Annotated in this window: 8 protein-coding genes; 3 read left to right on the top strand and 5 right to left on the bottom strand. The window is 37.0% G+C overall.

The features are described 5' to 3' along the window. Positions 1-1,348 precede the first annotated feature (1,348 nt). From BXY75_RS08930 to BXY75_RS08920, 3 genes are all read left to right on the top strand, one after another. Complete coding sequence (locus BXY75_RS08930; protein WP_121907352.1) at positions 1,349-4,696, top strand: VCBS repeat-containing protein; 3,348 nt, start codon at positions 1,349-1,351, stop codon at positions 4,694-4,696. Positions 4,697-4,784: 88 nt separating this feature from the next. Then, on the top strand, positions 4,785-8,096 hold the full coding sequence (locus BXY75_RS08925) for a VCBS repeat-containing protein (RefSeq protein WP_121907351.1): 3,312 nt from the start codon (positions 4,785-4,787) through the stop codon (positions 8,094-8,096). Positions 8,097-8,359: 263 nt separating this feature from the next. After that, positions 8,360-11,665: a VCBS repeat-containing protein gene (locus BXY75_RS08920; protein ID WP_121907350.1), complete on the top strand. Its 3,306-nt coding sequence runs from the start codon at positions 8,360-8,362 to the stop codon at positions 11,663-11,665. Positions 11,666-11,672: 7 nt separating this feature from the next. Here BXY75_RS08920 and BXY75_RS08915 read toward each other — a convergent pair whose 3' ends face one another. The 5 genes from BXY75_RS08915 to BXY75_RS08895 form a co-directional block, all read right to left on the bottom strand. Next, positions 11,673-11,897: a DUF6095 family protein gene (locus BXY75_RS08915; protein WP_121907407.1), complete on the bottom strand. Its 225-nt coding sequence runs from the start codon at positions 11,895-11,897 to the stop codon at positions 11,673-11,675. Then, positions 11,890-12,705: an N-acetylmuramic acid 6-phosphate etherase gene (murQ, locus tag BXY75_RS08910; protein WP_121907349.1), complete on the bottom strand. Its 816-nt coding sequence runs from the start codon at positions 12,703-12,705 to the stop codon at positions 11,890-11,892. The genes BXY75_RS08915 and murQ overlap by 8 nt, the downstream gene beginning before the upstream one ends. Before the next feature lie 48 nt (positions 12,706-12,753). Beyond that, complete coding sequence (locus BXY75_RS08905) at positions 12,754-13,548, bottom strand: DUF4249 domain-containing protein (RefSeq protein WP_121907348.1); 795 nt, start codon at positions 13,546-13,548, stop codon at positions 12,754-12,756. A 3-nt stretch (positions 13,549-13,551) separates the two neighbouring features. Beyond that, positions 13,552-15,912, bottom strand: a complete 2,361-nt coding sequence (locus BXY75_RS08900; RefSeq protein ID WP_121907347.1) for a TonB-dependent receptor — start codon at positions 15,910-15,912, stop codon at positions 13,552-13,554. 62 nt (positions 15,913-15,974) lie between these two features. Further along, on the bottom strand, positions 15,975-18,203 hold the full coding sequence (locus tag BXY75_RS08895; RefSeq protein WP_121907346.1) for an NADP-dependent isocitrate dehydrogenase: 2,229 nt from the start codon (positions 18,201-18,203) through the stop codon (positions 15,975-15,977). Positions 18,204-18,651 lie beyond the last annotated feature (448 nt).

The following is an 18,651-nucleotide window of genomic DNA, read 5'->3' as shown; positions in this document are numbered from 1 at the left end:
GTGGAAGAGTAGGTCGCCGCCTTCTTTAAGTCCCAATTCGAAAGAGTTGGGACTTTTTTTATGCCCTAAACTTAAATAACACAAGTGATCGTGGTGGCAAAAGCCGAAAACAGACTTCTAATATAAAGAGAACTGCTTTTCGGCTTTTGACGTATCAACCTAATGTGCAGCCTTCTTTAAGACTCTATTCATTTATTTGAATCGAGTCTTTTTTTTGTTCCATTGATATTTATGCGTTTTTGCCCTCACCCCAGCCCTCTCCCTCTGGGAGAGGGAGGCAGATTGGAAAGTGGAATAATGAAGTTTAACATAAATGAAGTGGTAGTAAAACTTCTAACTACCTTCTTTAAGACTCGATACATTTATTTGAATCGAGTCTTTTTCTTGCCATAAACTCAGATACCACAAGTGATCGTGGTGATAAAAACCGCCAAAATTGTACATTTTAGTATACAGTTTTGGCGGTTTTTGTTGTTCCATTACTATTTATGCGTTTTTGCCCTCACCCCAGCCCTCTCCCAGAGGGAGAGGGAGGCAGATTGGAAAGTGCAATAATGAAGTTTAACATAAATGAAGTGGTATCAAAACTTCTAGCTACCTTCTTTAAGACTCGATACATTTATTTGAATCGAGTCTTTTTTTTGCCCTAACCTTAAATGCCACAAGTGATCGTGGTAATAAAAACCGCCACAATTGTACATTTTAGTATACAGTTTTGGCGGTTTTTGTTGTTCCATAACTATCTATGCGTTTTTTCCCTTACCCCCGGCCCACTCCCAGAGGGAGAGGGAGGCAGATTGGAAAGTGCAATAATGAAGTTTAACATAAATGAAGTGGTATCAAAACTTCTAGCTACCTTCTTTAAGACTCGATACATTTATTTGAATCGAGTCTTTTTCTTGCCATAAACTCAGATACCACAAGTGATCGTGGTAATAAAAACTGCCAAAATTGTACATTTCAGTATACAGTTTTGGCGGTTTATGTTGTTCCATTACTATTTATGCGTTTTTGCCCTCACCCCGGCCAACTCCCAGAGGGGGAGGGGAAATATATAGTAATGATTTATAATTTACGAATGAACTTTAAACAAATGCAATATTGTAAACCGCAACAGGGATAGCAGCGACATCCCCTGTAGTGCCACAAAGTAGAGCGAAGCTCACTACATGACTACTACAGGGATACAGCGGATAGCCCGGTCCTATTTGCTTTTCGCAAAGAGGGAGTTGCCATAATTATACACAATCAATCAATGCTTAATAATATATTGATAAGCAGTTACTTAAATAGTAAGAATAATTCAGTAAATTAGTTCGGAGGAAATTAAGGATATAAAATTAGAAGTATGAGACGGTTATTGTTTATGATTTTTGCATTATTTATGCATGTTGGATGTAATGATAAAAGTAGTGATAGTAAGGATATCGCAGAAAATATCGATGTTAAACGGGCCTTGTTTTCCAAACTATCGTCGGACAAGACAGGGATAGATTTTGTGAATGTAAATGAGGATAATGATGTGCATAATGTTTATAAGTATGCTTATTATTATAATGGTGGAGGCGTTGCAATCGCTGATCTGAATAACGATGGGCTGCAGGATATTGTGTTTACTTCGAATATGGAGGACAATAAAGTCTATCTAAATAAAGGCGATTTTAAGTTTCAGGACATTTCAGAGACTTCGGGGATTAATTCGGAGATCCAAGGATGGAATACCGGCGTGACTACTCTCGATATTAACGGAGACGGCTTCGAGGATATTTTCGTATGTCGTTCTGGGTTTTATGAGGATAAAGACAAAGCCAAGGTTACTAACTTACTATATATAAATAATGGTAACCTCACTTTTACCGAATCTGCCGCAGAATACGGTCTCGACGGCTTTTACTATTCAATGCAAGCCTGTTTTTTTGACTTTGACAATGATGGAGATTTAGATCTTTACTTGTTAAACCATCCCAATGTGTTTAAAGAAATCCAATCTGGAAAAAATAATACCTTGTTACCTGATCTTCCTAACGAATCAAAATTCAGCGATCAGTTTTTTGTAAATGAAAGCAATAAATTTGTGAATAAAACCAAGGAGTTCGGACTCGAGAACAGAGCTCACGGCCTTGGAGTGGTCGCTTTCGACTACAATAATGACGGTTATAGGGATTTATTTGTATCGAATGATTTTAAAATGCCGAATATCGTTCTTTTGAATAAGGAAGGGAAAGGATTTGAGAATACGACCGAAACTTCTCTAAAGCACATGGCAAAATTTAGCATGGGTTGTGATTTTGGGGATGTGAATAATGATGGTTTTCAAGATATAGTAAGTGTGGAGATGCTTGCCGCCAATAATTTTCGAAAGAAAACGAATATGATGCCCATGAATACCAAGATTTATTGGGAGTATGTCAATAAGGGAAAACAATATCAGGACATGCATAATTGCCTTCAGTTGAACAACACTAACGGGACTTTTAGCGAAATTGCCTGGTTATCTAAAATCGCAGAAACAGATTGGAGTTGGTCTCCTATTCTTGCCGATTTCGACAATGATGGTTTCCAGGACCTTTATGTAACCAACGGCTTTAAAAGGGATATACACTTTAAAGATTTTGTGGGGAGCAAAGAGATGAAAGAGGCGAAGAAACAAAAAAGTTATAGTTTCGAAAGTCTTACGCAAAAGCTGCCTAGTACTAAAACTTCGAATTATATGTTCGGAAATAACGGGGATTTGACATTCTCGGACAAAACAAATGACTGGGGACTTTTTGACCCTATGTTTTCTTACGGCTCTGCTTATGTGGATCTTAACAACGATGGGAATCTCGATCTTGTGGTGAATAATATGAACGACAAAGCCCAGATTTATAAGAACAATGGAACCGGAAATAATTATTTGAAAGTGTATTTGAAAAAGGGTGCAAATTATGCCTACGGAAGTAAGGTAGAATTATACGTTACAGATTTGTATCAAGCAAAGGAGTTAGCGAATGTTCATGGGTATTTGTCTAAAAGTGAAGATGTGCTGCACTTCGGAATAAGTGACAAGAAAAAGATCGATAGCCTGAAGATTACTTGGTACGATCAAAAAATTACAATGTTGTACGATGTGAAGGTGAATGAGAATCTAACCGTGGATTATGAAAAATCAGACTTTAATTCATTGAATTCGAAGAATATAAAAAGTTTATTTTTCGAGACAGCTAATTTGAATTTCAATGTGAATTATGTTCATAGAGAAGCAGAGTATGACGATTATTTGAAAGAAATATTATTGCCACATAAATTATCTCAAGAAGGCCCACATATAGACGTGGCTGATGTTAATAATGATGGTTTGGACGATTTTTACGTTGGAAATGGTAGCGGATTCGCTGGAGAATTATACGTTCAGCAAGTAGATGCTACTTTTTTAAAAATGAATCAGCCGGCTTTTATAGCTGACAAATCTTATGAAGATTATGGCGTGTTGTTCTTTGATTATGACAATGATGGTGATAAAGATCTTTACGTGGTGAGTGGAAGTAATGAAGTGCCTTTAGATTCGAAATATATGAACGACAGATTATATGCTAATGACGGAAAAGGGCATTTTACAAGGACGAAAGATGTAATTCCGAATATAGCTGCATCTGGATCTGTAGCTAGAAGCGAGGATATTGATGGAGATGGGGATTTGGACCTTTTTATAGGAGGATATTTGGTGCCTCAAAAATACCCGATGGCAGGAAAAAGTACGATTTTAATGAATGAAAATGGTAGTTTCATTGACCGTACGGCTACTTTTAGTACGGGTCTTGAAAATATTGGAATGGTTAAAGACGCAGCTTTTACGGATATAAATGGAGATGGTAAAATGGATTTGATCGTTGTGGGACATTGGATGCCAGTAAGTGTCTTTATAAATGTGGACGGAAGTCTAGAAAATCAGTCCGAAAAATATGGATTGAATAATACTGTCGGTTGGTGGAATACGATTTATCTGGATGATTTTAATAAGGATGGTAAGATGGATTTTGCAGCTGGGAACTTAGGATTAAACTCGAAACATAAGGCGAGTGAAAAAGGTACATTCAAGGTTATTGCAAAGGATTTTGATAATAATGGCACGAATGACATTGCACTGGCTTATTATGAAAATGGGAGTTTTTATCCGGTAAGAGGAAGAGAATGTTCTTCACAGCAGGTTCCTGACATTAAGAAGAATTTTAAATCTTATACAGAATTTGGGAATGCTTCTTTCGACGATCTCTATAATTACTATGACCTGAGTGATGCGATAAAATTGGAAGCTCAAATGTTTGAATCTTCAATTTTTATTAATGAAGGCAATAAATTTAAAATACAATCTCTGCCAAATGATTGTCAGTTTGCGCCTACCAATGGAATATGTGGAGTGGATATGGATAATGATGGCCAAAAGGAATTAGTAATGGTAGGCAATTTTTACCCGGTAGAAATTGAAACCGGGCGTTACGATGCACATATTGGTAATGTAGTGAGTGTAAACACAGATGGAAGTATGAAATCAATACCTTTTGCTAAAAGCGGATTTTTTGCTAATGGTGATGCTCGTTCTATGAAGGAAATAATAATTGGTGGCAATGCTTATTTAATGGTTACCAATAATAGGAACAAAATAAAATTTATAAGGGAAAACAGTTTATCAATGATTAATGAAAATCAGATACAATAGCAATCTCTATTATTTAATTTTGTAGGTAAAACTCTACAAATCGTACATTTTAATAGCTAAATTCATTGTCAGTTTAAAAATCTAAGTTATGAAATACACATTAATGACTTTTTGTTTCCTATTGTTATTGGGATGTAATGATAAAGTGACTGATAATGAGTCGGCTGCAGCCAGGGGGGATGATGCGCCTAAACAATTATTTGTTGAACATAAAGCAGAGTCGACTAAACTTTTCTTTACGAATACAGTAAAAGAAACAGATTCTGAAAACTATTATATTTACCCTTTTATCTACAATGGAGCGGGTGTTGCCGTAGGTGATATTAATAATGACGGACTCCCAGATGTTTATTTTTCAGGGAATTCTGCGAAAGATAAATTATACATCAATAAGGGCGATCTTGTGTTTGAAGATATTTCTGAAGCTTCCGGAATTGATGAATTTCCTGGATGGAGTACCGGTGTTAGTTTTGTCGATATAAATGGTGATGATTGGTTAGATATTTATGTGTGTAGATCTGGTCCTTCACCCGATATAGAAAATAGGACTAACAGATTGTTTATCAATAATCAGGATGGTACTTTTTCCGAAGAAGCAAAAAAATACGGCATCCAAAATACACAACACTCTGTGCAATCGGCATTTTTTGATTACGATCTTGACGGAGATCTGGATATGTATTTACTTAATCATCCGCCAAAGAAACGGGGGAGTGATCTTAAATTTAAGGAACATCTGGCAAGTGTAAAAGCGGGTAAAAGCATAACAGATGTATTTTATGAAAATGTAAACGGAACATACGAAGTCAAAACTAAAGAGGCTAATTTGTTTAATTACGGGTATCGGCATGGAATTGCGATTGGTGACGTGAATAAGGACGGATATCCTGATATGTATATTTCCAGTGATTTTTCAGATCCTGATCTTTTGTATATCAATCAGAAGGATAAATCCTTTAAAAACACTATCGATGAATCTTTTCGGCATATTTCGTTCAACAGTATGGGGAATGAACTCACCGATATAAATAATGATGGGGAGTTGGATATTTATGTAGTTGATATGGCACCCAGCGATCATTTTCGATCGAAGGCATATATGATGTCCATGGATGTGAAAGCCTTCAGAGGGATGGTAGATGCAGGTTTACATCATCAATATATGTATAATACATTTCAGATAAATAATGGAAACAATACTTTTAGTGAAATTGGGCAACTTTCGGGTACTGCAAAAACAGATTGGAGTTGGGCGCCTCTTTTCTTCGATATGGATCATGATGGATATAAAGATCTATTTGTAACCAACGGGATAAAAGAAAATTTCCTGTATCGCGATATAAACGTTGATGCAAAGAAAAAATACGGTAAAGACAAGGGATTAAAGTTGGAAGAATTTTTGGATGTGGTTCCAAGCGATATTTCTGAAAATATTTTTTACCATAATAAAAATGGTGTAAAATTTGAAAACAAATCAGGGGAGTGGGCGGTGCCAAGTATGTATAATTCAAATGGCGTAGCAACGGCCGATTTCGATAATGATGGTGATTTGGATTTCGTGGTCAATAACATGGATTCGAGTGCAATTCTTTATGAAAGTACTGCTTCTAACCAATCGAAAGGCAACAGTATTAAAATTCAATTAACAGGAAAGGCACCTAACACCAGAGCCATAGGTGCAAAAATTAAAGTGAAAAGTGATCTCGGAGAACAGATTCATGAATTGTATACAAGTCGTGGCTATCTTTCTAGTGTGGACACACCGGTTGTTTTTGGATTAGGAAATGATACGTCTGCAACAGTCGATATTACCTGGCCCGATGGCACTTCAACTTTACTGGATAACGTAAAATCAAATGAAGTCTATACAGTAGCTTATGATGGCAAAAGTAAGATGTCAACACAGCTTCAGAAAACAAATAACACTTTGTTGAGCAATGTAAACCCTGCCGGACTTAATTTTGTTCATAAGGAAGATAATTTTGATGAATACACTGTCCAGATTTTATTACCGCATTCGCAATCTACAACGGGTCCCGCATCGGCCAAGGCTGATGTAAATAACGACGGATTGGAAGATCTTTTTATTGGAGGGGCTGCGGGTCAGGAAGCTAAACTATTTATCCAGAATGCAAGTGGTGGATTTAGTAAAGGTGAAGGGGATTGGAAATTACATGCTGCTGGTGAAGATACCGGAGCATTGTTTATTGATTTCGATAATGATAATGATTTAGACCTTTATGTGTCAAGTGGTGGAACACAAAAGGAAGAAGGCCATTTTTTCTTTCAAGATCGAATGTATGTGAATGATGGTAAAGGTAATTTTAAGTATAATTCCAATATTCTCCCGAAGATTAAGATTAGTGGAAAAACTGTAATCGCAGCCGATGTCGATAACGATGGGGATACCGATTTGTTCGTAGGAGGGCGAATTATCCCAGATGGTTACCCGCAGCCAGCAAGATCTTATATGCTGATAAACGAGAATTCTAAATTTATTCTGAAAGAATTACCTATCAAGCAAATGGTAGCATCTGCCGTATTCAGTGATTATGACGGTGATGGGGATGTGGATCTATTGACCGTGGGTGAATGGTCACCGATACAGGTGTTCAATAACGATAAAGGCAATTTTACAAAGGTGGATGTACCTTCATTGTCTAAAACTACCGGGCTTTGGTTTAGTATCGCGGAAAACGATATCGATAATGACGGTGATATGGATTATTTCGTCGGAAACTTAGGGCTGAACGCAAAATTTAAAGTGGACGCAACACATGAATTCCATGTCTATGGCAATGATTTTGATGATAATGGGACTTATGATATTGTGCTGAGTGGTAATTATCACGGAAAGTTGGTGCCATCCAGAGGACGAGAATGCTCCTCCCAACAAATGCCTTTTATAAAAGATAAGTTTTCAGATTTTAAATCTTTTGCTAATGCTAGTTTGGAAGATATTTATGGAGACAAATTGACCACAGCACTTCACTATCAGGCAGATATGCTTTCCAGTGTTTTTCTGAAAAACAATGGGAACGGTGATTTTTCAATTGAAATCTTACCTTGGCAATCTCAAATTGCGCCTATTCAGGATTTTGCTTTCGCGGATATAGACGGTGATGGGAAGGATGAGATTCTTACCGTGGGAAATCTCTATAATGTAGAAGTGGAAACCCAGCGTTACGATGCTTCTGAAGGATCTGTATTGAGGTATGATAACGGAAATTTTGAAGCGCTTAAACAATCACAAACCGGATTCGCAACAACAGGAGATTCAAGAAAAATTATTCAACTTGAAAATAATGGAAAAAAGCTTTTGGTGATCACAAATAGCAATGGAAGCTTGGATATCTTTGAAATTGCAACCAAAGATAAAAAATCAATTACAAGTCTGTAAATGGAAAATGGATTTCATTTTGGAAGTGACGCCCAAACTCTGAATCTAGTATAATACTCGGGCCGGGAACTATCGTTTGATTTCATTTAACATATGAAAAATTAATAGCTTTGATTGGAAAGCTAATTCGGATATAAAATTAAACTGACTGATAGTACTTAGTAAAAAGGAGCCTCTTTCTATCCTTGGTTGCTTACAGAAATATCTGATAGACAAGGATTTAAGCTGTTTGTTTTTATATATTTGAGTAAATCTACTAACCAATGCGAACGATAGTGTGTTTTCTTTTGGGTGTGTTGTTTTTTTCCTGTAATACTGGAAAAGAAAACACCCCTGAAATAAGCTTAGAGAATAAGGAATTCGCAGGATTGTTATTTCAGCCCAGACCTGCCGAAGAAACCAATTTACATTTTACAAATACTGTCGTAGAAACCGATTCAGAGAACTATCAATCTTACTTTTTTATATACAATGGGTCGGGTGTCGCCGTTGGAGATATAAATAATGATGGGCTGGCAGATATTTATTTTGCCGGAAATTCGGCCGATGATAAACTATTTCTGAACAAAGGAAGTCTCAAATTTGAAGATATCTCTGTTTCTTCAGGAATCGACGCATTCAAGGGTTGGAGTACAGGTGTTTCTATGGTAGATGTCAATGCCGATGGATGGCTCGACATCTATGTCTGCAGAGCCGGACCTTCACAAGACATCGCACTTAGAACAAACAGATTGTACATTAACAATCAAAACGGAACCTTTTCAGAAAAAGCAAAAGAATTCGGGCTTCAGAGTACAGCATATTCTGCACAAATAGCATTCTTCGATTATGACTTGGATGGTGATTTAGATGCCTATTTATTGAATCATCCTCCTAAACTTATTGTTAGTTCGCTGCAAGAACATATAAAAAATGTTAGATCAGGAAAGAGTACTACTGATGTATTTTATGAGAATGTCGATGGTGTTTTTATCGATAAAAGCAAAGAATCTAATCTACAGAATTTCGGATATCGTCACGGTATTGCGATAGGTGACATAAATAAAGATGGATATCCCGATTTATATATTTCCAGCGATTCAGACGACCCAGATTATTTATGCATTAATCAAGGCAACAAAACTTTTAGAAATGAGATAGACTCAGCCTTTCGACATACTTCTTTCAATAGTATGGGGAACGAGATGATCGATATAAATAATGATGATTTGTTGGATATTTTTGTGCTGGATATGGCGCCTAGCGATCACTTTAGATCCAAAGCCTATATGCAGTCTATGAACGTAGTGCGATATAATAATCTGGTTAAATTTGGATTTCACCACCAGTATATGTTCAATTCCTTACAACTAAATAATGGCAATAATACCTTTAGTGAATTGGGACAATTCGCAGGTGTAGCTAAGACAGATTGGAGTTGGGCTCCATTGTTTTTTGATATGGATCATGATGGTTATAAAGATTTGTTTGTCACTAATGGTATTAAAGAAAATTTCTTATACCGCGATATTAATGTAGATGCCAGGAGCAAGTATGGAAAGGGGTTTTCAATGGATCTAAAACAGCTTTTGGAAATTGTACCCAGTGATATTTCTGAAAATGTTTTCTATAAGAACAAAGATGGTGTTTCATTCGAAAATAAATCGGGAAAATGGTCGAGTCCTAGTTTGCATAACTCAAATGGAGTCGCAACCGCGGATTTTGACAATGATGGCGATCTGGATTTTGTAATTAATAATATGGAAAGCAGTGCCGTTTTATACGAAAGTCTAGCTGTCAATGAGGGGGTTGGAAATAGTATAAAGATTAAATTGGAAGGTAAAAGTCCCAATACTCAGGCTATAGGTGCCAAAATAAAGTTGATTACTAAAAAGCAAACGCAATCGCACGAACTATATACAACACGGGGTTATTTGTCCAGTGTTGACACTCCGGTGGTCTTTGGAATTGGGAATGAAGAAAAAGCCACTATTGAGGTGACCTGGCCCGATGGCAAAAAATCTATTTTGAATGAAATACCAGCAAATAAGGAGTACATACTCAATTACGAGTCGGGAATAACAGCCAATCAGACCAAAAATGAAGCACCTCCTTTAACGAGCCGAAGCAAGGATAATTTTGGACTAACATTCGTACATAGAGAAGATTCTTTCGACGATTATTACGAGCAAATTTTACTTCCACATTCTCAATCGAATATCGGACCAACCATTTCTAAAGGAGATGTAAATGGTGATGGGCTTGAAGACATTTTTATTGGAGGAGCAGCAGGACAGGAAGCTGCTATGTATTTGCAGAATCGAGATGGCAATTTTATCTATAAGAAAGGGGACTGGATACTTCACAAGGAAGGAGAAGATACCGGCAGCATATTTTTCGATTACGACGGAGATGAGGATTTGGATTTATATGTTGTGAGTGGAGGTGCCCATTTAAAAGAAGGTCATGAAAATTATCAGGATTGCCTTTATCAAAATGACGGGAAGGGTAATTTTAAGAAAATGCAGGACGTATTGCCAGATTTTAGAATTAGCGGGCAATCAGTAGCTGCTACGGATATAGACAATGATGGAGATATCGATTTGTTTGTGGGAGGAAGACTCATTCCAAACGGTTATCCAAAGGCTCCAAAATCATATTTGTTAATCAATGAAAATTCAAAATTCAAATTAAAAGAGTTACAGGTAAATAGCATGGTTGCAGCTGCTTTGTTCTCAGATTATGATAGTGATGGTGATCAAGATTTAATTATGGTTGGTGAGTGGTCACGAATTGAGATATTCAATAATAACAATGGAGATTTTAGTAGAGCTGAAATCCCCAATTTAGCGGCGACAAGAGGGCTTTGGTTTGGTTTAGCCGAAAATGATATTGACAATGATGGAGATTCCGATTATTTTGTTGGGAACCTGGGGCTAAATGCTAAATTTAAAGCGGATCAATCACATGAGTTTCATATCTACGGAAATGATTTCGATGAAAACGGAACCTATGATATTGTATTAAGTAGCAATTATCATGGTAAATTAGTTCCGTCCAGAGGGCGAGAATGCTCTTCACAACAGATGCCTTTTATTAAAGATAAATTTACCGATTATAAATCTTTTGCTAATGCATCATTAGAAGATATTTATGGTGAGAAGTTACTTCAGGGCTTGCACTATCAAGCCGATATGTTATCGAGTGTATTTTTACTGAATGATGGAAAAGGCAATTTTACAATTTCTGAATTACCCTGGCAAGCTCAATTATCTCCCATACAGGATTTCGCATTTTTGGACATTAATGGTGATGGCAAGGATGAAATTATTTCGGTTGGAAACCTTTATAACGTTGAAGTTGAAACTCAGCGTTACGACGCTTCGGAAGGCGCTATCTTTAGTTTTGAGAATGGAGCACTAGTGAATTTAAATGCAATGGATACCGGATTTTATACAACTGGTGACGCACGAAAAGTAATAATATTGGAGAGCAAGGGGAAGAAATTATTGATTGTAGCCAATAATAATGGTGCTCTCGACATCTTTGAGGTTGCAAAAAAGAAGCCGACAGCTCTTTCCAGTTTATAGTTGGGTTTCAGAAAATAGATTTCATAATGGTATTAATTCCTTTAAAACAAAGGTAAATTGCTGCAGCACCAGCAATAATTCCGAAGAAAAGAAAAAGATAAAACGTATAATTATCCTTATTTAGAAATGAAAGGGTAATTAAATACGGACTTAAAAAAAGTAGTGGTAAGGCTAAAGCCAGCTTTTTTATCCCCTTTTTTAATAAATCCAAATCTGTGTGTTCTTTACTCATTTCGGTAGGCATTTATCGCGTTTCTAACATTTTTATGGGTGTCCAACAGTAGTTTTGCACTAGCTTCGGAAATATGTAGTTCTTCCATGAGCATGCGTGTGCCTCTGTCTACCAGCTTATTATTGCTAAGTTGCATGTCTACCATCTTGTTTCCTTTTATCCTCCCCAACTGAATCATTGCTGCAGTAGAAATCATATTTAAAACCAATTTTTGTGAAGTACCGGCTTTCATGCGCGAGCTTCCAGTTACAAATTCTGGTCCTACAACCACAACAACCGGATATTTAGCTGTTTTGTGTAATGGGCTTCCTTCATTATTCGTGATACAGCCCGTTGCAATATTATTCTCGTTACAATTTTTCAAGGCGCCTATCACATAAGGTGTTGTTCCTGAAGCTGCAATTCCGATGACAACGTCTTTTTTAGACACTTGATATTCTCTAAGATCACTCCATCCTTGTTCGCTTGAATCTTCGGCAAATTCAACGGCTTTTCGGATAGCCTTGTCACCACCGGCAATAAGTCCGATTACGAGTCCGTGAGGCACTCCAAAGGTCGGCGGACATTCACTTGCGTCCACGATTCCCAATCTTCCGCTAGTTCCTGCTCCTATATAGAAAAGTCTTCCGCCATTTTTCAGTTTTTCTGAAACAACGGAAGTCAATGCTTCAATCTGCTGTAATGCCTTTTGAATAGCCGAAGCTACCGTATGATCTTCCGAATTCATATTGCGTAATAGATCCGCGATGCTCATTTTTTCGAGATCGTTATAATTTGAATCTGCTTCGGTAGTTTTAATAAAACTCATTAGGTAAAATTACGAATTTAGTCGATTTGATAGTTGGTAAACTGGAGATTATTCAACTGTATAAACAATAGTCGATTGTTGTGAAATGCGGTAATATCCTAATGGAAAATTATCACTATTGGATACATTAACAATATTCCCTCTTACTGTTGCAGGCTGTGTCTCAAAGGGACCTCCACCTCCAGTTTGTTGCAATAAGATGAACATAAAATCATGGAACTGTTTATTAACCCCATAAAGGTTAAAAGTCACTTCATCTTCTGAAGCCAGATCCTCGGCCAGATATAGTCCGAAGACGACATTTCCATCAAAAAATTCGTCATTAAACACGTCTTGCTCATCACCACGAATCGACAAACCTTCAATCAAATAATAGTTTTCTATTCCCAAAGGATCTGAAAAATAAACTTTTAGTTCTACCTCTTCACCTGTAAATCCGCCATCGTTTCTTTGTTCTACATACTCAAGTGGTGTTGTAGTTTGCAGCTGTTCTGTTGCTGTATAAGTTTCTCCATTATATACAATACTCAAAATATAATCAATATCTAATTGAGGGATAAAATCTGCGGTGTAATATCCATCTAATTCATAAGTGAAGGGATAAACGATACCATTTTGGTCTGTAATTTCAATAATGGCATCTTCCACAATGGGAAGTTCAGAGTCGAAAAATGGAGCTGTGGTTGTAAGTCTTATCAGCGGTGTCGAACTTCCATCTTCGAGTACATTGATACTCGCTTCCACTACTAAACGAGGCTCCGCAGTATTTAGATCTACGTCAATTATATCTTCACATGAAGCTAACATTCCGAAGAAAAAGATCAAAAGAAATAACTTTTTCATGGCTTAAAATTTAAAATTATAGGTGATGGCAGGTATTCTGCCAAAAATTGACAAACGAACAGCTTCGTTTTCTCCTGTATCAACGTTTTCGCTAAAAGAAATTGAAGCAGCGTTCATTCTTCCATAAACATTGTATAAACTAAAAACCCATTCGCCTTGCCAGCGTTTTTTAGAGTCTGGTTTTGGTATCCAGGTGGCAGACAAATCTAGACGATGATAGGCGGGTAGTCGGCTGCTATTACGTGCTTCATACACAGGAATAATCATATCATTGTACAGATATTGCCCATTTGGATAAGTGGTTGGACGGCCGGTTTGAAATATCATATTAGCGCCAAAGGACCATTTTTTTGATAATTCGTATTGTCCTGTAACGGATATGTCATGAGTCCGGTCCCAGGCGGCGTTATACCATTCACTGTTATTAATTCCAGTTTCATTTTCTGTTCTTCCCGGGGTTCTCTGTTCACTTTTCGAAAGCGTATAGGCTATCCATCCTTGAAATTTTCCTTCCGTTTTCTTAAAAAGTACTTCAAGACCATATGACCTGGATTCTCCATTTAAAATGATTTGTTCCACTGCATTATTGGCGATAAGGTCTGCACCGTCTGTATAATCGATTCGGTTTTTAACTTCTTTGTAGTAGGTTTCCACCTCTAATGAATAGTTGTCGAACGACTTGAAATAACCAACAGCGACTTGATCGGCGAGTTGCGGTTCTATATATTTTCCACTGGGCGCATAGATATCGAAAGGAGTAGGGGATGTGGTATTAGAAATTAGATGAATATATTGTGTCATCCTGTTATAACTTGCTTTGATAGAAGACTGCGAATCCAGTTGATAAGCAACAGCAAATCTTGGTTCTAAATTAGCGAAAGATCTTATAGTTTCACTTCTACCAAACGATACAGTATCAATTGGGGTCGCTTTTTCATAGATTCCGAGTTCGGCATTGTATAAAATTGGGTTGTCGTTTTCATAAATGTTTAATTCATCCTGCCCTAATCTATTAAAAGTAGAAAGTCGCATACCTGTCTGTACTGCGATCTTGTCTGTAATTTCGATTTCAGCATCCACATATAGTGCATTTTCGAATGCGTATTTGTCGACTAATTTATAAGGATTGATACCGGAAACATCGGATGTAGGCTGGACATCGCCCGGATTAAATTTATAGTATATACTGTTAAGTCCGTACTTTAGTTCTATATCTTCGGAAAGAAAATGTGTAAGATCATATTTAAAGTTGAAATTTCGAATGCCACTATCGAACTGAAATTCTAAAAACTTCAGCTCAAGTCCGTAGTAGTAATCCGAATAAATCAACGATAGTTTCGAAAACAATTTATCAGAAAACAAATGATTCCATCTTAGGTTAACAGTAGTATTTCCGAAGGTATTAGAAAAAGAATCGGCAATATTAAATACATCCCTTCCGAAGTAACCCGAGAGAAATAGGTTGTTATTCGCATCAATTTTATAACTCACTTTTGTGTTGAGATCATAAAAGAGGGCTTTACTATCGATATCGAATAAAGGCAGAAAAAGATGAGCATAACTGCTTCGACCCCCAAAAAGAAAGGAAGATTTATCCTTTACAATAGGGCCTTCTAATAATAATCTACTGGCAATTAAACCAATTCCGCCGCTAGCCCTAAACTGTTTTTTATTACCATCTTTTTGATATATGTCCAAAACGGATGAAGCTCTACCTCCATATCTCGCCGGGATTCCACCTTTGTATAGGGTTAGATCTTTTATGGCATCCGGATTAAAAACGGAAAAGAAACCAAATAAATGTGAGGAACTATATAAGGTCGCCTCGTCGAGTAGAATAAGGTTTTGATCTGCGGCACCCCCACGAACATTGAAGCCAGAGGCACCTTCGCCGGCATTGGTCACTCCGGGAAGTAAGGTAATGGCTTTAATAACATCGGCCTCTCCCAACACCACAGGAATTTTCTTGATGGTATTTGAAGACAGTGTATTTACACTCATCTGTGGTTTACGAATGTTAAGACGTTCACCATCTACCGTTATAATCACCTCATCCAGTTCTTCAGAATCTTCAAACAAAGTTAGGTCAAGCTTAATGTTTTCAGTTAAATTGATAGATTCCTTGCGAGTTGCGAAACCTAAATTACTGTAGAATACTTCGTAGTTTCCCTTCGGAAGAGTAATCGAATAAAAACCATATTCGTTAGTAATGGCACCTGTTTGAAGCTCGGGAATAATAACATTTACACCTATCACGGTTTCTCCTGTAGCGTCTTCAGAAACAGTACCACTTAAAGTGAATTTCTCTTGTGCGAAAATGCTAAGACTTCCGAAGAGAAGGAACAAAAGAACAATTTGTTTCAATTTTTGTAGGTTTAATTAAAAGCCTTCAGTTGAACCAAAGGCTTTAAATGAGCTTGTTGCAATTATTTTATTTCAGAAAGTATGCGATTCAAGGTATCACTAGGTCTCATTTGACTAACCACGAGCTTATCTGTGGGCTCATAATAACCTCCAATATCTACCGGATGACCTTGTGCCTGTAATAACTCCTGAAGGATCTTTTCTTTATTCTCGTTCAGTTTTTTATAGACAGGTGCAAATCTGTTTTTCAACATCTCGTCCTTGTTCTGGTTTGCCAATGCTTCTGCCCAATATAGTGCTAGATAGAAATGACTTCCTCTATTATCGAGTTCGTTTACTTTTCGAGATGGGCCTTGATTATTTTCAAGTAATTTTTCGGTCGCATCGTCTATAGTTTCGGACAAAAGAGTCGCTTTAGGGTTGTTAAAAGTCTCTCCTAAATGCTCAAGTGAAACTCCAATTGCCAAAAACTCACCAAGAGAATCCCATCTTAAATGACCTTCTTCCATAAATTGTTGCACATGCTTTGGAGCAGAACCTCCGGCACCTGTTTCAAACAAGCCCCCACCATTCATCAAAGGAACGATTGATAACATTTTTGCACTTGTTCCTAATTCAAGAATAGGGAAGAGGTCTGTAAGATAATCACGCAGCACGTTTCCACTCACCGAGATTGTATCTTTTCCAGCTTTTACACGTTCCAATGTATATTCGGTAGCTTTTTCGGGCGACAGGATTTTAATATCGAGTCCTTCAATATTGTGTTGCGGTAAATAGGTTTTTACTTTTTTAATAAGCTCGGCATCATGGGCGCGATTTTCATCTAACCAGAAAATTGCTGGCCAATTCGTAGCCCTTGCTCTGTTCACTGCAAGCTTTACCCAATCCTGAATAGGAAGATCTTTTACCTGACACATTCTCCAGATATCGCCTTGTTCAACGGTGTGCTCCATTAGGGTCATCCCTTTATCATCTATCACACTTACTTTTCCATTTGCAGGAATTTCGAAGGTTTTATCGTGAGATCCGTATTCTTCAGCTTTTTGAGCCATTAATCCTACATTAGAAACAGTACCCATTGTTGTTGGGTCGAAAGCTCCATGTTTTTTACAGAAATTTATAGTTGCGCTGTAGATTCCTGCATAACTGCTATCAGGTATTACGGCTAAGGTGTCGTGGCTTTTCCCGTCTGCGCCCCACATTTGTCCGGAGTTTCGAATCATAGCTGGCATGGAAGCGTCGATAATTACATCACTTGGAACATGTAGATTGGTTATGCCTTTGTCGCTGTTAACCATTGCTAAAGATGCGTTTTCTGAAAGAATTTTTTTAATAGCAGCATTAATTACATCTTGCTTTTCAGCTGGAAGTTCTTCAATTTTACTAACAAGATCTCCAAAACCATTACGAACATCTACACCAATTGTATCAAATTCAGTACTGTATTTTTTGAAAAGATCTTTAAAATAAACTTCAACAGCATGACCAAAAATGATTGGGTCACTAACCTTCATCATGGTGGCTTTCATATGCAAGGAGAATAATATCCCTTTGTCTTTGGCTTCCTTGATTTCATTGTCTAAAAATGTGATCAATGCTTTTTTATTCATTTTGGTTGCATCGATAATCTCACCGTTTAAGACTGTAATTTTTTCTTTTAAAACTGTTTTAGCACCGTCCGTTTTGGTAAGCACTACGTTTACAGAGCCATCGCCTTTTATTGTAACTGACTTCTCATTATGCATAAAGTCACCTTTGCTCATTGTGGCTACTTCCGTTTTAGAGTTGCTACTCCATTCACCCATGCTATGTGGGTTTTTCTTGGCATAATTTTTTACAGCTTTTGGAGCACGACGATCACTGTTTCCTTCACGAAGCACAGGGTTTACAGCGCTTCCTTTTACTTTGTCATAACTGGTTTTAACCATTTTCTCCTCTGCATTTTGAGGATCTTCCGGGTAATCGGGTAGATTGAATCCTTTTGCTTGTAGTTCTGAAATTGCTTCTATAAGTTGTGGGACGGAAGCACTAATATTTGGCAATTTTATAATATTTGCTTCTGGTTGTTTAGCTAATTCGCCTAGCTCAGTAAGAGCGTCGTTAACTTTTTGATTATCCCTCAAATATTCTGGAAATTGGGCGAGAATTCGTGCAGCCAGCGAGATATCTCTTGTTTCGATAACAATGTTTGAAGGTGCGGTAAAGGCTTTTATAATAGGTAATAGAGATTGCGTTGCCAATGCTGGGGCTTCGTCTGTTTTTGTATAGATAATTTTGGCTGCTTTTGTCATATAGTTTGTTTAGAATTCAAAGATATTGCCTACCTCGGTAAGCAGCTGCAAATATACGTATTTGACGAGGTATTTTAAAACATCAGGTTTTAAGTTTCAGGTTTAATTTTAAAAAACCCTAAAACCTAAATCCCGAATTGGCAATTTACTAAACAATAAAAGCCATATCCTGATATTGCTATCTTGATATGGCTTCTTGTGAAAAAATCGTTACCGGCTATTTACCAATGGCAAATCAAGACAAGTTTATTAAACCCTTGTAACCGTGATTTATTTCAACGAGAACTTATTTATGTTGAACTATTAACTAAAAGTCAATCTACATCAACCAAATATTGTTCTCAACCTTTTTCTAATCTCAACACATTATTGATACAAGTATCAAGAAGTATCTCAAACAATTAGAAAAAGAATATAAAGTCGTTTCTGTTTTTATACAATTTTCAAT

The sequence above is a fragment of the Ulvibacter antarcticus genome, from assembly GCF_003688405.1.
Lineage (GTDB): Bacteria > Bacteroidota > Bacteroidia > Flavobacteriales > Flavobacteriaceae > Ulvibacter > Ulvibacter antarcticus.
This window is presented reverse-complemented; position numbering and strand designations above follow the sequence as displayed.

Coding starts and splice junctions, on each gene's coding strand:
- BXY75_RS08930 (WP_121907352.1), top strand. CDS start 1,349: ATGAGACGGTTATTGTTTATGATTTTTGCATTATTTATGCATGTTGGA.
- BXY75_RS08925 (WP_121907351.1), top strand. CDS start 4,785: ATGAAATACACATTAATGACTTTTTGTTTCCTATTGTTATTGGGATGT.
- BXY75_RS08920 (WP_121907350.1), top strand. CDS start 8,360: ATGCGAACGATAGTGTGTTTTCTTTTGGGTGTGTTGTTTTTTTCCTGT.
- BXY75_RS08915 (WP_121907407.1), bottom strand. CDS start 11,897: ATGAGTAAAGAACACACAGATTTGGATTTATTAAAAAAGGGGATAAAA.
- murQ (WP_121907349.1), bottom strand. CDS start 12,705: ATGAGTTTTATTAAAACTACCGAAGCAGATTCAAATTATAACGATCTC.
- BXY75_RS08905 (WP_121907348.1), bottom strand. CDS start 13,548: ATGAAAAAGTTATTTCTTTTGATCTTTTTCTTCGGAATGTTAGCTTCA.
- BXY75_RS08895 (WP_121907346.1), bottom strand. CDS start 18,203: ATGACAAAAGCAGCCAAAATTATCTATACAAAAACAGACGAAGCCCCA.